The organism is Mucilaginibacter sp., from assembly GCF_025362475.1.
In the GTDB taxonomy this organism is placed as follows: Bacteria; Bacteroidota; Bacteroidia; order Sphingobacteriales; family Sphingobacteriaceae; genus Mucilaginibacter.
In genome coordinates, this window is record NZ_JANYGH010000072.1 from 151328 (window position 1) to 176433 (window position 25106).

Below are 25106 nucleotides of genomic sequence, written 5' to 3' on the forward strand. Positions count from 1 at the left end.
TTATGTTTTAAGTGTTCCCAATGCGTTTTGATTCAATAAAAAAAGTGTACGCTCTTCGGTGCTTTTGCAGTCCTCAAGGCGTGCAACAGGGTATACTGTTTTTAGCGCTGTGTAAATTGCTATGAACCTATTTAATTTAACGTTACCAACATCAACAGATTGCCCCGCCTTTACTCGGAGCCAATCTTTATAAGCATCCTGAAACTCCACCAACTGTTCGTTGCTAACCCAACATATTTTTACAAAAGCGTGGGCCGGAGCTTCCATCCGGATAGTTTGTTCGCTAAATTGCCTGAAACCAAGATTAAGAAAACGTGGTGCATAAGCCGGTAAAACAACACCGATGCGGAATGAATATGGATCTTTGTCATCACAGTCTTTACAGTTATCATCAACGCAAATTGGCAAAAAGCCATTATAAGATGCTGCTGGTGGTGATAATGGCGGACTTGCGGGGGCTTGTACATCCTGATTAGGTAAAAGCAACGTGTTTTCAATTAAAAACATACCTTCTTCTGCCCTCGTCTTTGTTACCAACGAAACCAGCTTTATAGTATCAACACTTGCAGCATTCGCAGATGCATATTTTATAACGCTGGTGCCAATGATTTTAGCAGCATTTAAAACCTGGTATGAAAAGGTGCCATCGGCATTTGTAATAATTTTTAAAGCCGAAGGAGTATAAAGTAAAGTAAGTGCATCATCAAGATCAAATGCGGCTTCCTCCTGTCCGGGATATTTTTGAGCCCCCTCCAATAGAATTTTGCCGGTACGGTAATCCATAATCCGAAACCAGTATTCATCTTTATTAGCAGCATTTAAGCCATGCTGAATAAGCGTAAATAAATTTACAAGGTTGCGCCTGGTAATATTATCAAAACCCAATAAACGTTCTAATCGTTTCTCCAGGCCGCTTATGTTATCCGTATCCCATATTTTACTACCATCGGTGTAATTGTATCCGCCAAACCGTTTAGAACTGTATTCGGGATAGTTTTTAAGAAAATCAATTTTATCCTGAATTATATCATCCGGATTTACAACTGCCGGGCTTATAACATCCTTAGGATTTGAGGTAAAGCCGGAATAAAGCACATTCACATAATCAAAAAACGATTCGGCAAATCGCGAAAGCAAATGATCTAAAAATAAATTTCTCCGTTTATAATAAGTAGGCTTGTCCTCGGCAGCCGACTGAATATTTGAACTTACCGTGTTTTTGTTTACAAATAATGTATCGGCATCTTTAAAGCTTTTTACTACTTGTGTAAAATAAGTACTTGACTCCTGGTTCACCGAAAACAAGTTAGGCAAATGTGAAAGCTGCGAAGCATAGTTTGCCAATTGCTGATCAAAAAAGTATAAATACCCCTGCAATTGTTTTGCTTGCACTTTTCGTTCATCCGTAGCATCGCCGGGCAAGCCCCAATGGCTTATTCCGTAGTTTTTGGGCAGATGATTTTGAAAAGAATAGTAATTGCCTGTATCTATAAAGCTGCCTGTATCAAATGTAATATCTTCGGTTAATACTTTGTCATTGCCAACTATAAAGTCGCTCATCAACTTATCAAACCTGCTTTTAATGATATTCATATCCGGCCGCAACGGGATTCCGTTTTTATAGATCAAAATATTGGAATCAAGAATATTGATTAAAGGTTGTTTTCCGGTAGCTACCGGAATTATCCATTTATTTGGCAATTCGGTAGCCTGATCCAGGGGGTTAAAAATGATATCAAGAATATTAATTATGCCATCAACATTCAATATTTGCTGCATGATATCAGATAAATGAATTTCTGTTTTCAGGCCGGCGTTTATTAGTTCATCTTCTTTAATAAAGCCGTGAATAAGCATAGGCCCTTCAAAAATCACATCAGAAGTGTACCCCTGCGCCAACAGATCTTTAAGCCAGTAAAATTTTATTAGTGGTGTTAAGTATAATTGAATATTAAAAAAAAGTTGAGCAACGGCATCAAAAGGGTCCGCACCGGGCTTTAGTTCCAATTCAGTACAGATTCTAAATTCTTGCCGGGCAACTTCGCTTATGGATAAAAAATCTTCGCAAAGGTTGCGGTTTTGCATCAGCACCTTTCTAACGTTATCTTTAATCCCTTGCTTAAATGTTTCGGCTACGGTAGTGTCAAACTCAATAAGCACATCATAAAAACCCTGCACATTTACCGGTTCCCATTTCAAACTTAAAGGTTGAGTAAACTGTAGTTTTTTAAGGCTGATATCGGCAAAAATAGGAATGGTTCTTTTTTGCAACCATGCATTTTTTACGCCTACAATATCAATTAGTAGTTTGCGATAATCATTAATAGTTACCGGTTTGTTAGGGAATATCTGGCCTGCCGAAAAGAAATGTTTCAGGATATTGGCCTTGGTATCGGTAGGTGTGGCCAATAAATTGGGAATGGTATTATTTGTTCTGTAACTTAAATCGGTAATTACATAGCAAAGCAATTCAAGCGTAGTAATACCCGGATCGTGTACGTTATAATCCGTCCAGAGAGCGGATGCAGTTTTTTCAATATGGCCAACTCCAACCTTTCTTAATTCTTCAAAATCAAAAGCGCTGTTTTGAGGTTTTTGCGGTGAAATAGTTAGTGCATCACTCATGGTTATCTTGTTGTTCTGTTTAAAATGAATAAGCTACTGCTCATCTAATAGTTAAAAAACGGGTACCACTTGCAGTATCAATCATTGATGATATCATGATGCATAGCCGATACCAGTATAGATGCAGGGCTTGATGCCTCGGCAACTTCAACATTACGGCCAAAAATCTGCCTATTAGGCGAATACTTATATAACGAAAAATCGGTCAGATAATCTATATATTCCAGGTCTTCTAAAAATTTAATGATCATCGATTTGGTAACCTTACCGCCAAAATGAAGGTCGTTCCCGCCATCTGATATTATCCACGGCGATAAAAAGCCCTGTAGTTTTTGATCGATTATTTTTTCGTAATAATTAAACTCGTATCCTCGTTTTAATTTAACCTTTACCGATACCTTTACGGCTTCATATAAAGGATTCATGACCTGGAATTGTGCCCAGGCTGAAGAATGTTGAGTAAGAAATGTGTTAATCTGATCGAGGGTATTTTTATCAACCTTTGGTTTAAAAGGATCAACAGCGTTACGATTTGTTAAATCGGGTACCACAATCATCAGGATATTGCCCGGCGCATAAAAGGAAGTTGGTGTAGCATGATTAATGCATTTAACTTTATGTACCGTAGGGAAATGGTTTAAGATCATCCGCTCATAATCCCATATAGCAACGCTTCTTTCCTTGTGCCTTAACCGTTCACTTACCCTGATATAATAAGCTTGGTCGTCCTCTATTAAATGCCCCCCAAATGATGAGTATGGCTGTGTTACTTTTTTAATGTTGCCGTTATCATTTTTAAGTTTTGTTATGGTATTAGGCGGCATGGCATTTACTAAATGCTGAGGATCATTATCCTGGTTGTTAAAAGATGAAATGGCGGCATTTGATTGCACATCAAGCAGATTGCAAACACCATCGCTGTCATTTTTTATAGCCGCTTTAAACCACAATAAGCCATTTGCCAAAATAGTGTTGGATGTTGTTGCTTCGGGAGGGACAACTATCTTTATTACACCACTGGTTAATAAACCGTTGGTTGTATCAAAAATAAAATCTTCGTTGCTTAAGGTTTTCCAATAATTATCACAAAGCACACTCCATGATATATCAATTTTAGGTTTATCCGGGTTGGCGCTACCTTCTGCCGCCTGGAAAAGCATGCATACAGAATCTTCGGCATAAAGGCCGCTTAAACCTATCTGTAATGATCCCTCATCAATATGCTCCGGCACCAGTTTTACCAGCGTATTGTTCAAAAAATCGTGCTTGCTACGGGTATAAGCATGTTCGCGCATTTGCCCGAATGCTCCGTATTGAAAAAATTCAATCTCCTCATTTATATAATCATTCAGTGTAGTTCCGCTAAAATTAATTTTAGCCGTTGTAGCTGTATAATTTAAGGTTATGGATTGAATTTCGGGGGCAAAAGGTTCTGATGGAAGTTTCAATGTTCCGCCATCCCTGCTAAATCTTAAAATTTCTGCCGTATATTTTTCACGGTAATCTTTAAACAGGAAACTATGATCTAAACGAAGCTGTACCTGCCCTTTCCTGATATCTCTATACACATCAAAAAGCAACTGAAGAACTGGTTTATATAACTGCAGTGTTAAAGATGCCTTAGCTTTTACAAAATTGGTTTTAGCCTGCAGGTTTGAAAACCCGGGTAACAGGTATGACATTTTGCTTGTTACTGTTTGCAGTATTGAATGACCGGGATTTATATAATATGGCGTAACAAATTGTGGCAGGATATATAGCGGAAATAAAACCGGGAATGCAGGGTTTGAAAACTTCCAGGTTGTAGCAGCCTGCGCATTGGCAGTGTTGAAAAGCTGGACAGATTTATGTTGCTCCTGCCAGGTAAAACCATCTTTAAAAGCTGCTACTGCATTAAAATCGCCGTTGCCGTTATTTGACTGGTTATAATTAATATAATATGATGCCAGGTCTGAATCCGGGATATTTTTCCAATCCACATCAAGCGAAAATTCTTTTAATCGTTTTGAAAACGTTTCCTGGTGGCCGATATAAAAGTTTGAGTTTTTATCAGATAACGGCCCAAATGGAGTAAACGGCTTCTTGGCATTCAACGTTCCGAAATCATTTTCCAGGCTGAGCGAAGAAATACCGGTTACATTAACTTCAATTGTTGAATCAATGAGTTCGGCATTAACCAAATTCCGATATCCGAAATCATATTTATCTGTATTAACAAGTACCTGTAGTATAGGATGAGTGGTATCAAAGTCGCTGCCGTGGCTTGCTTTATTATAGGCAATTACCGCGGGTTCATCTTTAGTTATATTAAAGGTGAATTGAACATTGAACACTTGATTATCTGCCGAAGTGATGGTAGCTGATGAAAGCTTAGGACCAATCCACCCTTTTTCGCCCGTGATACTTATTTTAAAAAGATTAGCTGTTAACACCGCATTTTTGGCGGCAACATCCAGGTTTCTTACCGTTAAGTTAACAGTTACATTACGATTACCCTCTTTCATCATTAAAATATCGCTGGCCAGGCAAAAACCAACCTGAGCCAGGGGAAGACTGGAATTTCCAAATCCATTCCATTTAGGGTTTGTGGGATCTAAAACCGCGCCCAGGCCATCTTTTGAATTGGCTATTGGTGCATAATGCAAATAGTTTTTATTAACCGGGTTTACATATAGCGACTTTAACTGAGCAACTTTTGATTGATTAACTACAATATCATGTGTAAGTACGTAGTTAAGATCTTTCTTAGTAGCATCCTTGCCTGCAAGTAAGGCTGTACCGGCTGTAAGCAAAGTATCTTCTGTGTTTTTCTTAAGCTCAAAAATAACATGCGCGTTATCCGGCACGGGCGCCTTTTTACCCAGCATTAAAACTTGCTGGTAATAAAAATCAAGATGACGCTTGGTAAGCGTATTCATCAGCGCCTTGGGTTGATCCATCAGTTCAAAAAAGCAATCCAGCAAAGCAATATGAGGTGGCAGGGAAGCGTTTGCCGCAAGGGCATTCAATTCTTCAATACTTTTATCAAAAAAGTTATTCCAGGCGCCATTTTCAATCAACTTTTGGGTAGCAGGATTCAGATCGTAAAACTTGATCAGTGATGCTATTTTTTGAACGTATTTATACAAATCTTCCTTACTACGCTGATCAACCGGAACCAGGGCCGGATCAAGCAACTGCGGCATTCGCTGTTGCTGAGTTTGCCCATCGCGTTTAAGAATTATTTTGTAGTCAATAGCTTTAGTGCTCATGCCGATTTGTTATTAGCCTCGTTTAAATAAAACGGATATACCAGGTTGAACCGGGTGTTTGTACTGATCACTTCATAGTCAACCAGTATATCAATTCTTCCTTCTGTTAAAAAATCATCCAGCAGCTCAATAGTTAATAATTTTATTCTGGGTTCATAAATCAACACCGCGTTTTTTACGGTTACTTTAATAGCGGTTTCTGTTGTAGCATTCATTGCTTCAAATACATAATCTTCCAGGTTGCAGCCATATAAAGGTTGGAGAAAACGTTCGCCAATAGTGGTTGAAAGCAGTATTTCCAGGCTTTTGTTAATATCCTCCTCATCGGCGGTCATTAAAACCTGGCTCGCTATTTTTGAAAAAGTTGGCGGAAAACTCCATCCCCTACCCAAAAAAGACTTTTCAGAAACATTGGTAAGCTTGTCCATTTATAAGAGATTTTATTGCGGATCAGGAAATTTCAACTACACCATCGTAAGGCGTTCCATCGTTGAAAGTTGTTTTAACTTTAAAAGCTTCGGGATGTGCTTTAAGGTGATTGATCACCCCTTCGGCCACAGCTACAAATAAGAGTTGCATCTGTTTACTTGGCGGCGGGGCCGCACTTCCCATTACTTCCTGGTAGTGGTTGGTAAACGCGGTTTGTATAGCCTCGGCCATACTGCCCGAAAAATCTGATGGTGTGCCTGCTTTGAGCGCCATATTTTAACCTGTTTTTACTTTAACCGATAATAAGGATGGAGTTGGTGGAGGCATAGGCGGAACAGGAGGAGCTGGAGTTACCGGTAATGCCCCTAAAGCAAGCTCGCCGGGGTGCATGTGTGTTTGATATATATTAACTATCTGGTTAAGATAACTGAGCAATTCATCTCCAAAAACCAGGGGATGCGATGCCCCGTCAACTAATTCTATTTGTGGCGCGTCAACTATCACTTTGGTATTCCCCTTTACCGTAATAATTCCGCCGTTTACATCAATAATTATTTGATTACTGTTTGAGTCTTTAATGGTTATGGTGGATGGCTCGGTTGTTATGACATGACCATTCTGGTCTTCCAGTCGTATCCCCTGTTTGTCATCGCTGATGAGTACCTTGTTTACTCCCGGGGTTTCAATAACAACTTCTTTTATTTCATCATCAAAAGTAAGTTTCAACTTTTCCCTGGAAGTATATCCTTTTTTAAAATTATCATTGGTAGGACTTATCGGCGGCACCTTATTGGAGCTGTGCAACATGCCTAAAATTACCGGTTGGCGTGGGTCATCATATAAAAAGCCTAAAAGCACTTCATCACCAACCTCCGGCCTAAAAAACATCCCGCGTTCGTTACCGGCATCTGTAAGCGCTATTCTTGCCCATACACCGTCGTCATCAGCATTTACGTATGGCATTTTTACCCTTACCCTTTGCTCTCCGTCAGGATCTTCATTGTCTGTTACAATGCCGGTATGTAAACCAATAACACCCGGCAATAAACCACCGGCCTTGGGTGCTGTTACACTATTTTCATCAATAAACCAATCAGGCGTATGGCCAAACTGGGCATTAGTTTTCCACCCGGAAACAGCGGAGAAATCCTGCCGCACGCCACTGACAAAAGCTTTTCCATTAAATGTATCACCAAGGCCGTTCAGTTCAATAACATCGCCCGGGTTTATAGTAGCGATACCATCAAATTTAACCCGGCCGCGTATTTTAGACAGGCGCGATTTTAATAATTGCGCATCGGCCCAGGCCTGGCGCTCTTCTGAGGTGATTGAACCAGAATGATTTAAAACAAAATCTTCCGGACTAGCAACTCCCGCCAGGTCATTAACCGAAAGGGTTCCTTCTTCTTCCAGATCAGCAGGGTCATTAGCTGTCGATTCGGCATTTGCCTGGTTAGCCATATCCCATGAAACACTTTTTACCGCAGTAAATTGATTTCTGCTATCCATTTCAGCATCAAGCTCCATAACGGTTGCTCCATGCAGTAATGACAGGGTGGCATCCCCAGAAACAGTAGGCTTTTTAGTAACTATTTTATCGTCGTTTGTGAGTATAACATTCCCGGTAGCTTCTGCCCTGCTCAATATAAAATCCCAATCGGTGCTGTTGTACTGAACCATTTCTTTATAAGTAACATCTGTTGATCCAATGTCCAGATCTGAAGATGCAAAGCCATCGCTTTCTAAAATCTGGCTAATAATATCGGCATCGGTGAGGTCATGGAAATAAGCATTTTTACGACCGATGGTGGTTTTTACCGCTTTGTGTTTACATTCAATTACCAGATTTGGCGATACCGACTCTCTTATCTTGATGGATTGCTTAATGATAATACCCTTAAATATGCTAACGCTATTATCAGGATCACCGGCTGTTATTTCCACCTCGTTGCCCGGAGTAAACAGATCCCCATCGGTTAATGGAAATTCACCACTTGAAGCCTCACCGTCCTGGATCACGATTGTTGCTGATGAAACTTTATTTACCATCTTCATAACGTTAACCGAAAGCTTCGCCACTTCCCTGGGAATTTCAGTACCGTTAATTAATATTTTAAATTCGGCTACCGTATTAATCGCAGGAATAACTCTTTCTTCAGACATTATCAGTTGGCTTTGTATTTTTATCAAAAGGCGGAAAAACTAATTTTTGTCCGGGTTGCAGATCCCTGAAGTTTTTAAGATTATTTATCCTGGCAACCTCAAGATAATATTTAAAATCGCCATAAATTTTATTTACCATAGCTGGTAATGTATCACCTTCTTTAACTATACGAACGTGTGTTAGGTCTGGCGAGGAGTTTCTTTCTTCAGCCTGTCTTACTGCAGCCTGAAGCTTTTCTGCAAATGTTGCATTAATGATAGCACGAAGTGGCGTGCCATCGTTTTTAAACATTTTATATTGAATGGAGGTGGTTTTAAGCTCGCAATCAAATTCATATTGATTGGTTCGCAACCATGTAAGATGTCCCCACGTTATTCTGAGGAAACAGGTACGGTGTTTTTTACCATCATAGCCAACTGCCTCATAAAACTCCTTAATTTTTGATGGAACATCTAATTTAACGCCATTGGCATTTGTGCCATCGAGAAAAAACTTTAATGCTACTTCTAAGGGCCTGGTACCAAGAAACCCACCAGCACTTCCGTTGGCACCAGCTGCATTGTTGCTCTCGGTTATAACCGTATAATTAAGTGTAAACTCATCCGGATTAATAAAAGAAGTAAATGTTTTTTCGGCAGGGCCATTTCTTTTAATATCGGTCCACGATTCAATTTTAAGCTTTTGAGCTTCTTTACCGGGCAATAAACTACTAAGTATGTTCACCATCAGCGTTCATTTTTTTTGTCAAGAATTTCCATAATCTGCTCAATACATTCTTTAATGATCTCCTGCTTTAAAGAGCCATCAGCAGAGCCGGCACCGTTTGTTGAATTGCTATCAACAACAGCTACAGATATTTCTATCTCCGTAATTATAACTGACATAATTTAAAAGCTTACAGAACCTGACACTGCGCCCGCAACTGCCCCTACAGCACCAGCAACAAGATCATCGAGGCCCATTGGTTTAAAATATTGATAAGTAAGTTCAAGCGTTTCAACTACCAGGGTATTCTGCTCGGCATTAAATTCAGAGATATCAATCTTTGTTGGATAAGCATTAAAAACATGCCATACATTGAGTGGGATATGGCTGTCATTTAACAAACTTATCAGCACATTTTTTGGATCGAATTCAAAGTTTTCGATACTGTTGCGAGCCCAATGACTAACAAACGACCCCAGGAACAACCCTCTTTTTAAAACCAGTTTATTGAATTGAGGTACGCCCGGAAACTGGTGTTTAAATCGGTTTTCGCCACCTTCGGCAACAGTTTCTGTTGGTATATTGACGCTTAACCCGCTTACACTCTGAAACCGGATATCCTGCGGAGTTTGCGGAAACATTTCAATAACCACCAGGAAATGAAATCCCGGAGGTGGATAGATCAGACCATCTACAATACCGCTAATCAGGCTCATGATTACAGAATTAGTTTAATCGTTTTGTATAACCAAACCCTCATGTGCAACGTCAAGCTGTTCAATAGCTACTTCGCTTCCGTCTGCCTTTAAATCGGTACTCTGAATTTTTACCGGGAATGCATTTTTAATTTTCCAAACAACAACCGGGTCATGCGTTTCATTTAACAGAGTCAAAGTAATATCCCGCCTTTCAACGGTATTTAATGAAATGGTATTTAACCACTTGAAAAAATCATTATCGTGTGCAAATACCCCTCTTTTAAAAGTAATATTGCTAAACTCACGCATACCCGGCATTTTAATTTTGCTATACTCCGGCGAGGCTCCGTCGCGGTATTCAATCAATTTATTTTCGATATTCAACCCGCTTACTTCAGAGAAGCCTATGTTTGACCCGCCCCACTCTACTCTGAAGTGAAACTTTGGTAATGGATAATTTGCCATGTTTTTTGTTTTTATATATTATTTAGGTTTTGATAGCCTTTGGTTAATTAAGATTCCTGGAGTTTATGAGAGAATTTCAGGATAATAAATTCGGCAGGGCGTACTACAGCCATACCAATTTCTATATTCATTCGTCCTTCCAGAATATCAAGAGCCGTCATGGTTTGGCCAAGTCCTACCCTTACAAAAAACGCCTGTTCTGGTTTAGAACCGGCAAGCGCCCCTGCCCTCCATTGCTTTATCAGGAAGTTTTCAATCATTGCCCTAACCCTAACCCAGGTATTGGCGTCATTGGGTTCAAAAACAACCCATTCTGATCCTTTTTTAATAGATTCTTCTGCAAAGATGAAGAACCGGCGAACTGGTACATACCGCCATTCATTATCATTTCCGGCCAGCGTACGCGCTCCCCAGATCATTACTCCTTTCCCTGTAAAATACCTTATGGCATTTATAGATTTGCCCGAAGTAGGATCAACATTCAACGACATCTGATCACTTGCAGAAATTTGAAGTGATGCCGAATTTACATAGGCTAATGTAACATTGGCCGGGGCCTTCCATACGCCTCTTGAACTATCAACAGAAGCATAAGCTCCTGCAACTGCCGATGAAGGGGGCATTAAAATATTTAAATTTTGTAATTGTAATTTAACCTGGTTGTATAATTCAGAGTTACCTGCTACCTGCGGCGCTGCCGGCGGTGATGTTGGTACTGTAGGTGTAGGTTTCTGCAGGTTGAGCCCGGTACGTACCGCAGCCTTTAAAGTTACCGGCGGATTTAAAATAGAGGCCAGACTTATTTTACCAGTGCCAATATCTGTTGCCTCAACACCGTTTACCTTGTAAATAATATTTACATCAACATCATCATACCTGTAGCTGAGTATAGTTTGCAGGTAAGGGAAATAAGCCGCACCATACTTCATTAAATCAAGGTTACTGCCTAAAGTAGCCGTGTTTCTGAAATCATCTGCCGATGAGTTGATATCATTTATAGTACCGGTTAACTGTTTAACATCTATAATGGTAAACCTATCCTGCAATATAAAACATTGATTTAATGCGCTGTTTATAACTGCATAGTAGTTAACAGATGGCAGTGAAGGACCATCAGGAAATAGTAATAGTGTAGGTTCATCAACCTTTGCAATCTCTGTAAGGCCATCAGTTAATTTGGTGGCGTTAACACCTCCCGCATTATACTTATCTGCCGAAACAATGTAGCAAGGGCCACCACCATTTGCAAAATACATTTGAAGGGCATAATACATCTTGTACTTAGAACTTGTGACAGGGTTAATTGCCGCGTTAATTGTTCTGGTAACAGTATTTACATCACTTGTATCTGTTATGGTTACCGTTATTGCCGTTTCTTTTTGAGCAAGCCCAAATAATTGTTCATACTCTAACAACGAACCTATTCGCTGCGGCTGTTTCCCAAAATCATTGCCATTGAAACTGGATTTTTCGGTGTATCCGATGAATGCAGGAATTGCGGTTTCAACTTCTGCCACCGAAGGTGGAAACGTTGGGATTTCCTTAATGTAAACCCCGGGAGTTTTAAATACATCTGCCATGGCGGTATTTTTTTAATTAAATGGTGATTAAAATATCTGAGAAGGTATCTGCTCCTTCTGTTTTTATGAGATTTAAGGGAGGATTTGGCAAGTTGGCAATAAGCACTTTATTTGTATTATCGCTTAGCTTGATGCCGGCTACAGGCTCTTCTGATAATGGAAGTGCATTGTTTGAAGTAACAATAAACGTCCCATCAGGAGAACCGCCAAGTAAACTAAAATTTATTGGTGAACCATTTGTTTTGGCCACACTTACCGATGTAATTGCCGGGTTAAATTTCCGGGTAATGATATAGCGCCATTTGGTTGCGCGGTTAACAAACGGAATTTTATAATTTACTGTGGTGATGGAATTATCGGCACCCTGAAACTGGTAATTGCCATTTAAATCAGTTTTGAAAAATATTTCAACCACCCCAAATACATCAGACATATCAGCAGGGTCAAGCGAATAAAAAGAAGCCTTTTCTGTACCATCAACTAAAAAACTGGCTCTTCCACCCGATGCTTTATTGAGATCAAAAGAATAGTTAAATAAATTATTTGAATTGTTTAAATCCTGCAGCAATTGCTCATTACTATCAATAAAATTCAACTGGCCGCTTTGCGTACTGGCAGTACTGTTTTGAACCGAAGAAAAACTGCCGCTTGCAAAAGGAAGCAGATCAGCATCTGATACTATTTTACTCCCGGTATTGGCCACAAGCAGCGGCAAATTATCAGCTGACATGTTGTTACCCCTATTGTTAAAATAGTAGTGGCTTGAGGGCGGTTTGATTAAATTTATATTGGTAATATTTTCAAATAAATTATTTCTTAGCTTCAGTAAAAAAGTAAATTTTGTACCATCGGGCAAGGGGTTTTTAATAATATCATTGCCTGCAACAACATCCACCTTGGCAAATAATTTCCCGCCGAATGCAGTTGGTAAAAAGTGAAGCCCCAATGATGCTATAAGTGTTGAACACTTGGCAGATGGCTGCATGATGATATCAGGGCTTTTACCCGATTTATAGAATGTATGGGCAAATTCCAAAGTAAAAAGCGCTTTATATTTAATTTTTATCATTACTATATAAACTACATGCTTAATTATCAGAAATTGTAATCTCGGTAATTGGAGGTGTTTCCATTTTAGGTTCGGAATCAACAAAGCTTATGGTTCTTATTTTATAGATCACATTAGGCATATATTTTGCGCCCAATGCCGCCCAAAGATTATTTTGCTGTTCAAAAGTTGTGGAGTGAAACGTTACAAGTAACCGCCCCACCTTTTGCCAGGGTTTATCGGCATCTACCTTGGCATTTATTTGAGGATACTGATCGCTATCAAAAACCTGGCGACCCTGAAAAAATGCCATCACATATGATAACAGCCTTAACGCGGTAGAGTAATTATTGGCAAATACCGAGAAAAGAACAAAAGCATTAATATTTACAGGTGGATTGATAACCTGGATACGATCATCAATTTTTTGATAGTTATATTGTGAATCAGCTATCCGGTCTTCTTCCAGGTTAATAAGTGTCAGGATCACTTTTGATACGTCACTACCTTCGGTTGAAACCGCAAATGTGCCATCGGGATTCATCAATGATGAAACCACAACTACATCCTCATTACCAAAGTTTGTTGAATCTTTCCGCTTGATGTAAGCGTTAAGTTCATCCGACAAAAATTCAAATGTGGTTCGTAACATATCTTTAATTAAATGTGCACCCTGCTCTCAATTCCGGGAGTAAACAAATTGCCGCGCAGATGATATGCCGGGGTTAAACAGAAGACTATAACCGTGGTTTATAAGTTTCTGATGATCAAAATGATCTGTGTGGGTTTCAACTATGATAACTTGTATATTTTTCAGGTCCCCATCTTTTAATTCATCTATCAGGGCCTCCTCATATCCTTCCACATCAAGTTTCAGTATAAATACCTCTTTATCCAGTTTGTTGATAAAAGAAAATAGCCCAACAGATTCAACCGTTAAAAATTCATTTGAATTGGGCAATGTTGTCCACCTTCCGCTCCAATCGCTTTGATCAGGAGCGTAAAGGTTTAATGTTCCATCGTTTATGGAAACGGCCTTGTTTAACGCCTGTATCTTACCAAACCGGTCTGCATTCTGGCTCAAATACATGAAACTATCGGGGTTGGGTTCAAATGAAATTACCTCAATATTTGAAAGATGCTGTGCACACATAATGGAGAAAGCGCCAATATGTGCACCGCAATCAATAATATAACTGGGCCCCGCTGGCTGAATATTAGTTAACAGGCTTTTTACACAATACATATCCTGATCAATAACCTCTGGAATTACCCAACGGTCATCATCGGTATCTTTACGGTAGGCTATTTCCAAAACATCATTCATTGTACCAGGCTTAAGCAATTGTTAAAAAATTCTCTTCAACCGGTAAAAACATTCTCACCAGGTAGCTGAAAAAAGTGTTCTTATCTAAAATATCATCATCGGGGTTTTCAGAAACATGTTTCCTTACCATATTAGCGGAAATCATATAGCAGTAAGAGTCGTGATTAACAAACTTCCGATGTTCCTCATCTGTCCTTTTGGTAAAAAACTCTTCGGGTTTACTCCAGCACACCGGCTGAATTTGCTCTACAGTTAATTCGCACCAGGGAACATTGCTTTCATTAAGTGTAGATGTTAATGCCTTTGACCCTAAGGTAAGCCACTCAATAGGTTGGCCATCCCTCAAAATATCGCAAACACGATTATAATAGTTTTGGGCGATAGTGCTGTTCTTAGATGCACCCATCAGGTTGTTGGTAACCTCGCCCGAACGTTCCCTGTACCCCAAAAACTCATAACTATTTAAAGTATCTGTTAATGGCTTAAGAGACTTAGCAACCAAACAATCCGAATCGATCCATAAACCACCATGTTTGGCTAGTAAAAACGCCCGGATAAAATCGGCCCGGTGTGCAACACACAGATTTTCAAGACGGATATCGAGATCGGCAATGCGCATTTCTTCAAAGCTTTCAGATGTCAGCAATCGAACGTCAGAGGCGTGCGCGAATACTGTTTTTTGGCATTCGCTGATCCAATCAGGAAGATCTCCTTCCCAATAAAGCCATACCGGTAAATCTGTTGATTCCTGGTTAGTCACGATTAAAGTATTTAGCTTATTTTTTGAATAACGATAAGGGAATCTGCCTGGTGAACCTGCCGGTAATTTCCACTTGTAAGCAGTTGGTTTACGTACGCCTGCACATCGGGATAATAATCTGCATAATCATGAAAAGCTACATATCCGTAAACTTCCACAAAGAATGAAAAGTGCTGAAAATCATCATTGATACTGATATAATCATGTAAACCATCTATAAATAAAAGCGAAATTGCACTATCCCATTTAACATCAATTGATTTACACACACATGAAATCACCGTATCTAATAGATCGGCATTTTCAATATTAAGGTTGAAGCTTTCAAGAGATGGTTCAAAAACACACAAATTTGAGCCCAAAGCGCCCAATTTTCCGTCGTGTTGATCAACTGCGTATACCTTAATTTCATTTGATATGGATTTGGCAATTTTACCAAGCAATATGGTTGCTTTGCCATGAAAACTACCAACTTCAACCACATGGGCGTCAGGGAATTTAATACACGCCTTTAAAGCGAAAGCCATCAATAATTCGGACTCAGCATCATTTAGCCATCCCTCAATTTTTTTTGTTTCGGATATTACCTTCAACGGGAAAAACAATGACTGATCAATAGCTTTCTGCACCGTATTTTTCTTGGCTGGGATATAATTATTGAGATGTAAACGTGTACGATTCCTGATCTCATTATCATACTCCCGGGCCACCGGATGTATCCAAAAAGCGTGAGGATCATTTATTGCACAATCCAGATCAAATGTTGAGTAGGATTTTTGATAGTTGTTGAAAGTACTGCAGCACGGGTTCAGTAAAATATCATAACCAAGCAAACTCACCATTGTAGGTAAAATAATTTCTTCTGTTGCCCATATCCCGGTGTGCTGCATGATTCCCTTGAGCAGGATATTTTTTTTAAATTGTTTAACCAAATCTTTAACAGCATCATAAGTGAACACTGTAGAAGGCCAAAAAGACCAGTGTACAAACTTATCCTCCCCATCGGGAAAGGTTTTTAACAAAGGCTTCCACAAATCATATTCTTCAAATGCTTTAATAGATGTCCATACATCCTTGTTTTCCGCAGTAATGCGTTCTGGCCGACTTGATAATAGCCCAACGTTACTTTTATCAGAAAGAAAATTGGATATAAATGATGAGTATCCAGGCTGAACACTTAATTGATCAGAATCAACAATTGTTAATGTACTAAATGAAAAATTGTCAAGCGCAAATTCCATACACTCAAGTGCAAATGGATGCAGGTAACCGTGCTTTACCGGGTAATTAACCGGGCATATAACAGCACCAAATTGCTCAAAAGGAAACAATGTGGCGCTGAACTCAAAGTCGGTTCCCCCGTTGAAAATTAAAATTATGGATGAAGGATCGTTATAATGTAAATTACGAACCATGTCAATTATACAATCCGGGTTTTCATGCACCAGGCAGGCATAAATATTCTTTTCTTTTTGGGTATTGTTTTGAACAGGAGCATCATTTGCACTTCTGACCACAGGCTTATTCGTTGTGGCCATGTGATAATCACGGTAGTGTTTTAAATCAGCCTGCATAATTTGTTCAATATCATTTACAGGAAAAGGATGCCACCAATCTCCCGAAGTTTGTTTGGGACTAATATTTTGATCATGTATCATATGAACAGACATGGTTGTGTCTTCAAGTTCGGTAACATACTCCGGCGCGGTACCCCATACAAATAAACCATCCATGCCTACGTCGATATTTTTAAACGGGTTCATTTCCCAATGCGATCTGTAATAGCATAATGAACTACCTAAAAGCCACTTACGCTGATCTGCAGGGTATTTATATTGATAGGCTTGGTTATTAAAAAAATCATAATAAAGCAGGTTGTTTATTCCGCAAACTTTTGCATTATTTTTATTCAATTCATGTACTTGGTATTTTAAACGATGCGGGGCGTACCAATCATCATCATCCCAGTTGGCTATGATACTGCCGGATGCCTTGCTGCAGGCCATATTTAATTTTTCGCCAAGTGTAATTTTATGATCAAGGCGAATATATTTTATACCAGGTTGGTTCAAAACCAGGTCTTCAATGCAATCCGTTCCGTCATCAATGATAATTAATTCCTTATTTTGATGCTCCTGCCGCTGAAAATACCGGATGGCATGTGGTATAAAACGCCTGCGGTTATAAGTAGGCATGATGCATGATACAAGCGGAAGCTTATCCATACTTTTGATTGACAGTAAATATTTTTCTTATTGTAATTAAGCGGAATACCTGAATTTTGGCGGTAGAATAAAGCTTCGCTTAAGGATTGTCACATACATATCCGTTTAAAGCGTAAAATTCCTGGTACTAATTTAGATTCAATGGTAGTGTAACTCTAATAGCTCAACTATTATATTATAAAAATAAGGGCATTCAAAATCAGGAACAATAGCCAATAGTAACTATTTTACATTAACATTTCCGGAGGCATGATGAACAAACCTCAATAGAAAGTGATTGGTTAATTGAATTTAAATGCACACCTACTCTTTCTTTTCCGCGTTTAAAAAACAGTTTTCCCTGCAATCCTGTAAAAGGGCCTTCAACAATCATTACATCATCTCCCTGAATAAGGTTTGGCTCCAGCTCAAAGGCCACTTTTTCAAATTTCATGATGTTTAAAATTTCATCTTCAGTCATTGTTGCTGGCTTGCCTTCAAACGTAATAAACTTCAAAATGCCACCTATACTTAATAGCTTAAAGCGATCGTTTTCGGTTGAATTAATAAAAACATAGTTAGGAAACATAGGTACCTGCAATTCCTTCCTCCGATCGCTCCACTGCCTTATTACTTTTTGCAAAGGCAGGTAAGCTTTGATCTTTTTCCTGGTTAATTCATTATATATTCTTTTTTCGAGATTGGGAAAAGTATAAATAATGTACCAGTTATTTTTTAAAGCAGTTTCCATAAAAATGATAAGTATAGATGTATTTTAAGAAATTGCAGGCTTTTAATCAGTTATAGATTTGGCCAGATAGCTTTTATAAAAAATATTTCATAATTAAACTATACGTTAAAATTGAGCATCTTTAATAACAAGTGAAATAGCCATTTATAACTATTTTATCATTTATCCGGCAGATTTATTTTCTCGGAACCAAAGCCCCAGTTTATACTAAACAATGCTATCGACTTGCCCAGTGATTCGAAATTTTTCCCGAACGCGCCTGTTAAAATGATATTTTCAGTTATTTTATAAGTAACAATACCAACAGTTCTGTTTTCGTTGCCTCCCCTGCCATTTATGTACCGGTACAATGACTCAACACCCAATGAAAGATCGTCCAGATCGATACCAACCTTACCTCCCACATCAATATTGTTGGTTTTTACAATATTATTGTTTTCATCTTTTGCAAAATTATCCCATAAAGACCGTGCTGAAAAGCTGAGGCTTACATAATTATTTGAAGGTTTGTTATTTGTACCGGCCAATTGCGCGTAATATGATAGTGTGCTCCATATACCTGTACGCCCGCTTTTCCATGGTTCATTATCTATACCATAGGTGGCGTAAGCACCGGCAAAATCCCATACAAATTTGGGTTTTTGCTTATATAGATCGCCAATTTGCTTTGCCAGATCCAAACTTTTATGGCCTTTTTTCTCCATGTAGTTCTTTAATAAATTATCTAAATCTAATTGTGTGCTAACCGATGTTTTTTGGTTGTTAAAGTCTTCCAGATCTTTTTGCGCAGCTTCATGCCATTGACTTATTAAATTATTGATTTTTTGAGCATACCCGGATTGCGGCACTTTTATCAAGGTAGTTTTTATTCCTAATGCAAATACTTTTTGAGATACATCCACATTATCAGGAATAAGATCCTTATGGATAAATGACACCGATAAACTTGTAAACTTTAGTCCCGAAAAAATATCTTCACTACCTATTTTTAACTTTTGATCCTCACCTATTTTTGTATTAAGCCCCACTGCAGCGTAAACACTCTTTCCATCGGGATTGATAAACCAGTAAGGTGCAAACTCAGCCGAATAATTATCCGGGAAGCCAGAAGATGACTTATCAAAAGATTGGGCCAATCCTAAAATAAACTTCCTTGGCGTATTTGGCGTTTGTACCAATGAGGGAGTTAAATCAGTAAGGATAAAACCTGGTGAATTGGGAAGGGCAAGATCCTGCAATTTTACTCCCTCCTGCGCATTTGTAATTAAGGCTAATAACAAGAATGCGCTAAATGATATTAACTTTTTCATATTAAATCAATTGGTTTAGCTAACAGCACTGTAGTAAAATCATCATCTACACTTTTTAACGGATCAACATAGGTTTGTAAGCCGTCTGATCCACCGCTTAAAGTATAGGTTGCATCAATATCATTATATGCATTTTTTCTATCTTCCAATGACCCAATAAGATCAATTTTGGTCAAAATGGTAAGTCGCTTGTTTTGGATATCTGAAGCTTTTCCAATAGCTTGAGTAATGATATCCCCAGATGCATCCTCTGATTGAGCAACGGAGATACCCACAGTAGGCGGATCAACAATCTTAATTGTTGCACTGGAGGCGGCAAGGCCAAACGTAAAGATATTAACAGCCAAACTTATCTGGTGCTCATTATTCCCGGTTTCATAGGTTTCCATAACTATTTTTTTTGTAGACACTCGTCAGTATCAATGTATGTATTGATACTGAAATTTAGATTTAAGTATTTGATTTATAAATCTATAAAGTTAAAACAACTTAATAAATAGTTATTAATAACTATTGCATGTATCTATGATGTTTAAGAGTTTTATAGTACATAAACCTTAAATAAAAAAGACATCGGCCTTTTAATTTACCGTACAGCGTTAATCTTTTTTAATTATAAAAGTGTTTTTTATTTAAGATGGCAACAGCGTAAATCCGCTGTGCAGTTTGATCTGATATACCTGGATAATTTATTCTTTAATTAATAAAAAAGGAGGCACTATGTTGGAATTTAAAATCATTGAGGTGCAATTGGCTTAATCTTTATATGTAACCCAATAAGTATTTTATGCAAAGCCAACTGCCAGGATACAGAACCATGATTAAATCATTGAACGGTAAGTACTTAGCACTCCATCCAACAGCTTCTATAAGATAAACCCCGAACCTTGCTTTTAAGAGGTTTTTTACATATAGCATATTGGCTCCCCCCGCAAATGGCTTTTAACAACAAGTTGATTTATCACTAACACACCTGAAGAATATATAATGTTAAACCTAATTCATAAAACCAATTTTCAAAATGGCATATAAAATACTTTCATTAGATGGCGGCGGCTCCTGGGCCCTGATACAGGCCAGGGTACTTAAAGATATTTATGGTGATGTTTCGGGGCATGAAATTTTACGCCAATTCAACCTCGTTATTGCAAATTCAGGTGGTAGCCTTGTTTTGGCTTCGCTATGCAACAACATGTTAATTAGTGAGATAATCTCTGTTTTTGAAGATGAAGGTAAACGAAAACAGGTTTTTTCAAAATTATCCTTCTGGGAAAAATTAAAATTTAAAAATATTGCAAGCCTTACCAATGTGCTTGGCCCCAAATACAGCACCGATAGAAAGCTAAGCGGATTTAAAAATGTATTGAATAAATATGATAGCCTTATTGTACAAAAAAAGGCTACCAAGCCTATTTTAGATACCTACTTAAATGAACTGCCGGCTATCATTGGCAAAAATGATTTACAGATACTTGTTGCCGGCTTTGATTATTTTAGGCAAAGAGCGGTTTTCTTCAGATCAAACCCGGCAAGCAAGACAGGTTTTAATAACGGAAAGTTTTACCAGGTAAGCCTGGCGGATGCCATACATTCGTCAAGTAACGCGCCTATTAACTACTTTGATTCGCCTGCAGCAATTACTACCAACTTACTTGGCGGAAATGATAAACGTAAAACCTGGTTTTGGGATGGCGCAATATCCGGTTTTAACAACCCGGTACTTGCAGGCTTTATAGAAGCCCGCACAAATAATCCCGACTTGCCATTAAGTGATTTTAATATTCTTTCGTTGGGAACAGGTACGGGTGGTGAAGCCATTATTGCCGACTATCAAAATTCAACCGACCCTGTAATTGCCGCTATTTATAATAAAAACAAAGGCAACAAACTGGCCATTACAGATAACAGCTCTTCGTTTTTTGCCGATATAAAGAAATTATCGACCAGTATTGTGGGTGACCCACCCGATTCTGCCACATTTATAACATATGCCATGATTGATCCTTCATTAAGCAATGAAGCTTGTTTGGTGAGGATAAACCCGTGCTTAAAACCGATATTAAACCCGGATACCCAAATATATGAGGCACCTGATGTTTATAAAAACGACCCAAACGGCAGCGCTGATTTCGTTGCGATAATGGATCTTGATATGGATGCTGTAGATAATGATCAAGTTGACTTGATTAAGCGCCTTTGTGATAAATTTATTGTAAACGGGCTGGGTTTGTGCTTACCCAATCAGTTAATACGCGGCGATGGTGCAGGTGTTCACCTGGGGTTTGATACTTACAAAGCAGCTAAAGAAAAATGGCTAAGCAGCGGTAAGTAGGGATAATAAAATTAGTGCCATGAAAAATAGATTTTCATTTAGTCGTAACCAAACGATTGTATTGGCCACTTTATTTTTTGTACTGGTAATTGGTGCAATTTACTTTTTTATCTATGTTCCAAATAACCAAAATGAATTAGAAGCTCAGCGCTTTAGATGTTTGCAAAATATCGAAATAAACATACAATCAAAAGTTGATAATTCTATTGCACTTTTAAATACCATACTTAATACATATGAATTAAATCATCCCCTATACAACCGTGAAAGATTAAACAAGTACCTTGAACGTTATCCCCGCAAAAACTTCATCCTGGAGCCTATAAAACCGGTGCAGGAGCCGGAAGATAAGAACAAAGTAAATACCTCAACTGATAGCCTCTGTAAAGTAGAATTTGATAATCGCAGGCTAACCATTCACCTGCAAAAGGGAGGTTACTTTATTCATATGAGGTATACCTTAAAACAGTTTATTGACCCTTTGCTTACCAACGAAATATTTGACCAGTATATTTTTCTCAGGCAAAAAAACATCATCTACCAAACGTTTCCCAGCGGGATAACAACCATCGTACCTGACTCGTTAAAATCTGATAAAAGTGCTTTTTTAGAGGGACATGTAAAAAATATACACTTAAGCGGGAACGACTACAAGATTTTTTCACAAAGGCTAAACATCAATGCCGATTCAGTGATCACTGTATCGGGGTTACTTACTACCAAAAACTATCAACAGGAAAGAAATAAGCTTCCAGAAAACATAGTTCTTTTACTATTAACAATCGCAGCCGCTGCTATACTTGCTTTACCCTGGCTAAAACTTTATCAAATGGGAAATAAGGACAGGCTGACAGCAGCAGATGGAATATTTTCATTTGCAGTATCTATGCTATTGGTATCATTACTGTTCTTCGCTTTCTTTAAATACAATTCCCCTTTCAAAACCGAGTATCGAAAATCAAGAATCAGTAGATATATAGCTGATAGTTTAAAGTATCGATTCGGTATCGAGGTTGCTAAGGCTTATCATATTTTGGACAAAGCAGATCTATTGATGAATGATCAAACCACCATAGCCACCACAAATAATCCCGGGGAGAATGTCACCTCCAATATTTATGATCAGGACAATAAGGTGGTATTTCCTGATATTCAAAACAAATTAAAACAACTTACCAAGGATCTAAATATGAACCAGATTTACTGGTTAGATAATAAAGGTACCGAAGTAAAAGGCTGGTACACAAAATCAGAACCGGCGCCTCCGGGCAATTATGCATACAGGGATTATTTTATTAAACTTCGTGATCACAGACCATTTTATCTGGATAATGACCCCAGGAAGCCATACTACTTTGAGCAGGTAGTATCCTGGACGTCGGGAGCATTTACTTCTATTTTGTCCAAGCCATCAATAAATAAAAATTCTCCTTATGTGGCCATATCAATTAATTTAACAAGTCTTGATCATGCTATTTTACCTGCTGGCTATCTTTATTGTATCATCAACAACCAGGGAAGGGTATTATATCATATTAATCCAGCTAAAAACCTTAATCAAAACCTGTTTGAAGAGCTATCGGATTATCAAAGTCTGAAAGCCAGTATAGATGCACATACCGATAAATACTTTGAAACAAGGTACTCTGGCAAACAATACATAGCTTATGCAAGTCCAATTCATGGCCTTCCTTATTACCTTGTAATACTTGAAGATAAATCGTTTAAGAACATTCGCGATATCAATAACTTTAGCTTTAGTTTTTCTATGCTATTTGCCTTTTTCTGTATCATAGCGATGATACTAACGGCTGTCTTTTTGTTTTCCATCAAAAAAATCTACTATAAAAAACAATATTTTGATATATCATGGATCGGTCCCAATGATTGTTTTCACCAGCAGTACAACTTGGCCGTATTCTGTAACCTGATTACTATTGCACTACTCATCATTTGGTGTAACTACACCAGCTTTCTGCAGTCCTTTTTTATTCTTTTAGTTTCGGGCACAGCGGCTATTCTTTTCATAAACTATTTATATTCTGCATATTATAAAAAAAACAACCCTGAGTTATATAAGCAAAAAAAGAAATGCATCCATTGCGCTAAGCGTCATTATTGGTCTTATAAATGTTACCACATCTATTTTAACAGAAGTTGTGCCGCTGTTAACCTATGAAGTTACCTTATTTATTCTTTTAATATTAACCAGGAAAATTCACACTGTTCTTTGCGAGAAAGATTTAATTAAAAAATTAAAAATTTGGAATTTTAGTACCAGCTATTCGTTAATGACGTTTACCCGCATTATAATAACCAGCGGCTTGCCAGTAGCCCTCTTTTATACTTCAGCATTTAATTACGAAACAAAACTTATTACACGTTACAGGCATACACAATTTATTAAAAACATTATAGCGCAAAACCCTCTGCTACTAAATAATTATCCACACAATAATATTTATCGGGATAGCATTTGGATTAACACGTACAATATTGTGTCAAAAAAACCTCATAGAGAAAAGTTTGTAGATAATTATCATGCAACAACCCTATTTAACCAGTTAACTATTGATAAAGAAAATCTTATACCCGGCATTAAGGAGCTATATCACTTCCCTCCGGATAGTTTATGGACATACACAGGATTATTTACAAAAGGTGAAAATTATACCGACTATAGAAGATCGGCAAACTCCTACCTTGTAGTCAAATCTGACACTATCCAATACAGCTTACCTGGAATTACAATGGATAGAAAATGGTACCTGGGCGTAACTTATTGGAGTTGTTTTTTGTGTTCTTTGCTGCTTTTTTGGTTTGTATTTCATCATATTTTAAGAAAGCTGTTTGCCTTAAACCTGCCTAATGAAACCTATTGGGAAAATATTGACAACCTGCTGTTAACCGATAATCAACTTAACTCATTACTTTTCATAATCGGCTCTCCGGGTTCTGGTAAACTGGATAGGGTTATGAACTTAATACATGAACATAAAATTAAAGGGAAAGATGCCTCAACCATAGCTTACCCTGTTGGTGAAACTTCAAATAATTGTTTGATTGCTGATATGATACATATCCCCAATGATGAAAACAACATGGGAGCACAAATAGAGTGGAATAATTTAAAAACCGCAGTAAAAGATGCCCGGTACTCGTTGATCATTGTAAACCACTTTGAGTATGATATTAAAAACCCGGCTACAAATCGTTTAAAACTCAACTTTTTGGAGGATTTAATGCAAAGAAATAGTGCAAAGGTTTTTATAATTTCCACAGTGCATCCGGTAGATTTTCTGGATTCATTAAATGACTGGATATTCCGCTCCATAGTATACCAGTGATTCCGAGGCAAAGTGGACCAGTGATTCCGAGGCAAAAGGGACCAGTCAATAGATAAGAGGTTGCTAGAAGATCACGGTGGAAGGCTGTTTTTTCCATCGGTTATCTTGTA

Annotated in this window: 21 protein-coding genes; 3 read left to right on the forward strand and 18 right to left on the reverse strand. The window is 38.1% G+C overall.

Annotated elements, in window-relative coordinates; all coding sequences use genetic code 11:
• The 18 genes from Q0R88_RS25240 to Q0R88_RS25325 form a co-directional block, all read right to left on the reverse strand.
• Window positions 1-2625 carry a hypothetical protein gene (locus tag Q0R88_RS25240; protein WP_295721209.1) on the reverse strand — a complete coding sequence of 875 codons (2625 nt, stop codon included), beginning with the start codon at window positions 2623-2625 and terminating at the stop codon, window positions 1-3.
• Between the two features lie 77 nt (window positions 2626-2702).
• Window positions 2703-5876, reverse strand: a complete 3174-nt coding sequence (locus Q0R88_RS25245) for a baseplate J/gp47 family protein (RefSeq protein WP_295721210.1) — start codon at window positions 5874-5876, stop codon at window positions 2703-2705.
• Window positions 5873-6304 carry a GPW/gp25 family protein gene (locus Q0R88_RS25250; protein WP_295721211.1) on the reverse strand — a complete coding sequence of 144 codons (432 nt, stop codon included), beginning with the start codon at window positions 6302-6304 and terminating at the stop codon, window positions 5873-5875. Before Q0R88_RS25250 ends, Q0R88_RS25245 begins: the two co-directional genes overlap by 4 nt.
• A gap of 22 nt (window positions 6305-6326) precedes the next feature.
• Entirely contained in the window at window positions 6327-6578 is a 252-nt protein-coding gene (locus Q0R88_RS25255) for a hypothetical protein (RefSeq protein WP_295721212.1), read from the reverse strand.
• A 3-nt stretch (window positions 6579-6581) separates the two neighbouring features.
• Window positions 6582-8468 carry a type VI secretion system tip protein VgrG gene (vgrG, locus tag Q0R88_RS25260; protein ID WP_295721215.1) on the reverse strand — a complete coding sequence of 629 codons (1887 nt, stop codon included), beginning with the start codon at window positions 8466-8468 and terminating at the stop codon, window positions 6582-6584.
• Window positions 8461-9195, reverse strand: coding sequence for a hypothetical protein (locus Q0R88_RS25265; protein ID WP_295721217.1), 735 nt, complete (start codon window positions 9193-9195; stop codon window positions 8461-8463). Before Q0R88_RS25265 ends, vgrG begins: the two co-directional genes overlap by 8 nt.
• Window positions 9195-9353: a DUF5908 family protein gene (locus Q0R88_RS25270; protein WP_295721219.1), complete on the reverse strand. Its 159-nt coding sequence runs from the start codon at window positions 9351-9353 to the stop codon at window positions 9195-9197. The genes Q0R88_RS25265 and Q0R88_RS25270 overlap by 1 nt, the downstream gene beginning before the upstream one ends.
• A 3-nt stretch (window positions 9354-9356) precedes the next feature.
• Window positions 9357-9890 carry a phage tail protein gene (locus Q0R88_RS25275; protein ID WP_295721220.1) on the reverse strand — a complete coding sequence of 178 codons (534 nt, stop codon included), beginning with the start codon at window positions 9888-9890 and terminating at the stop codon, window positions 9357-9359.
• Window positions 9891-9905: 15 nt separating this feature from the next.
• Window positions 9906-10337 (reverse strand): phage tail protein, encoded by a 432-nt coding sequence (locus Q0R88_RS25280; protein WP_295721222.1) that lies wholly within the window; start codon window positions 10335-10337, stop codon window positions 9906-9908.
• 47 nt (window positions 10338-10384) lie between these two features.
• Window positions 10385-11917, reverse strand: a complete 1533-nt coding sequence (locus Q0R88_RS25285; protein ID WP_295721224.1) for a phage tail sheath C-terminal domain-containing protein — start codon at window positions 11915-11917, stop codon at window positions 10385-10387.
• Window positions 11918-11933: 16 nt separating this feature from the next.
• Window positions 11934-12986, reverse strand: coding sequence for a hypothetical protein (locus Q0R88_RS25290; RefSeq protein ID WP_295721226.1), 1053 nt, complete (start codon window positions 12984-12986; stop codon window positions 11934-11936).
• 19 nt (window positions 12987-13005) lie between these two features.
• The gene (locus Q0R88_RS25295) at window positions 13006-13617 is read right to left on the reverse strand and encodes a DUF4255 domain-containing protein (RefSeq protein WP_295721229.1); all 612 of its coding nucleotides are present in this window, start codon (window positions 13615-13617) and stop codon (window positions 13006-13008) included.
• 27 nt (window positions 13618-13644) lie between these two features.
• Complete coding sequence (locus tag Q0R88_RS25300) at window positions 13645-14292, reverse strand: FkbM family methyltransferase (RefSeq protein WP_295721231.1); 648 nt, start codon at window positions 14290-14292, stop codon at window positions 13645-13647.
• Between the two features lie 10 nt (window positions 14293-14302).
• Complete coding sequence (locus Q0R88_RS25305) at window positions 14303-15052, reverse strand: capsular polysaccharide synthesis protein (RefSeq protein WP_295721233.1); 750 nt, start codon at window positions 15050-15052, stop codon at window positions 14303-14305.
• Window positions 15053-15063: 11 nt separating this feature from the next.
• On the reverse strand, window positions 15064-17277 hold the full coding sequence (locus Q0R88_RS25310; RefSeq protein WP_295721235.1) for a glycosyltransferase: 2214 nt from the start codon (window positions 17275-17277) through the stop codon (window positions 15064-15066).
• 232 nt (window positions 17278-17509) lie between these two features.
• A complete protein-coding gene (locus Q0R88_RS25315; RefSeq protein ID WP_295721237.1) occupies window positions 17510-18007 on the reverse strand; it encodes a UpxY family transcription antiterminator in 498 nt (165 codons plus the stop codon).
• A 158-nt stretch (window positions 18008-18165) separates the two neighbouring features.
• Window positions 18166-19317 carry a hypothetical protein gene (locus Q0R88_RS25320; RefSeq protein ID WP_295721239.1) on the reverse strand — a complete coding sequence of 384 codons (1152 nt, stop codon included), beginning with the start codon at window positions 19315-19317 and terminating at the stop codon, window positions 18166-18168.
• Window positions 19314-19706, reverse strand: a complete 393-nt coding sequence (locus Q0R88_RS25325) for a hypothetical protein (protein WP_295721241.1) — start codon at window positions 19704-19706, stop codon at window positions 19314-19316. Before Q0R88_RS25325 ends, Q0R88_RS25320 begins: the two co-directional genes overlap by 4 nt.
• Window positions 19707-20338: 632 nt before the next feature.
• Here Q0R88_RS25325 and Q0R88_RS25330 point away from each other — a divergent pair.
• The 3 genes from Q0R88_RS25330 (at window position 20339) to Q0R88_RS25340 (ending at window position 24996) form a co-directional block, all read left to right on the forward strand.
• Entirely contained in the window at window positions 20339-21649 is a 1311-nt protein-coding gene (locus Q0R88_RS25330; protein ID WP_295721243.1) for a patatin-like phospholipase family protein, read from the forward strand.
• A gap of 19 nt (window positions 21650-21668) precedes the next feature.
• A complete protein-coding gene (locus Q0R88_RS25335) occupies window positions 21669-23828 on the forward strand; it encodes a cache domain-containing protein (RefSeq protein ID WP_295721245.1) in 2160 nt (719 codons plus the stop codon).
• 319 nt (window positions 23829-24147) lie between these two features.
• Window positions 24148-24996 carry a hypothetical protein gene (locus Q0R88_RS25340; protein WP_295721247.1) on the forward strand — a complete coding sequence of 283 codons (849 nt, stop codon included), beginning with the start codon at window positions 24148-24150 and terminating at the stop codon, window positions 24994-24996.
• Window positions 24997-25106 lie beyond the last annotated feature (110 nt).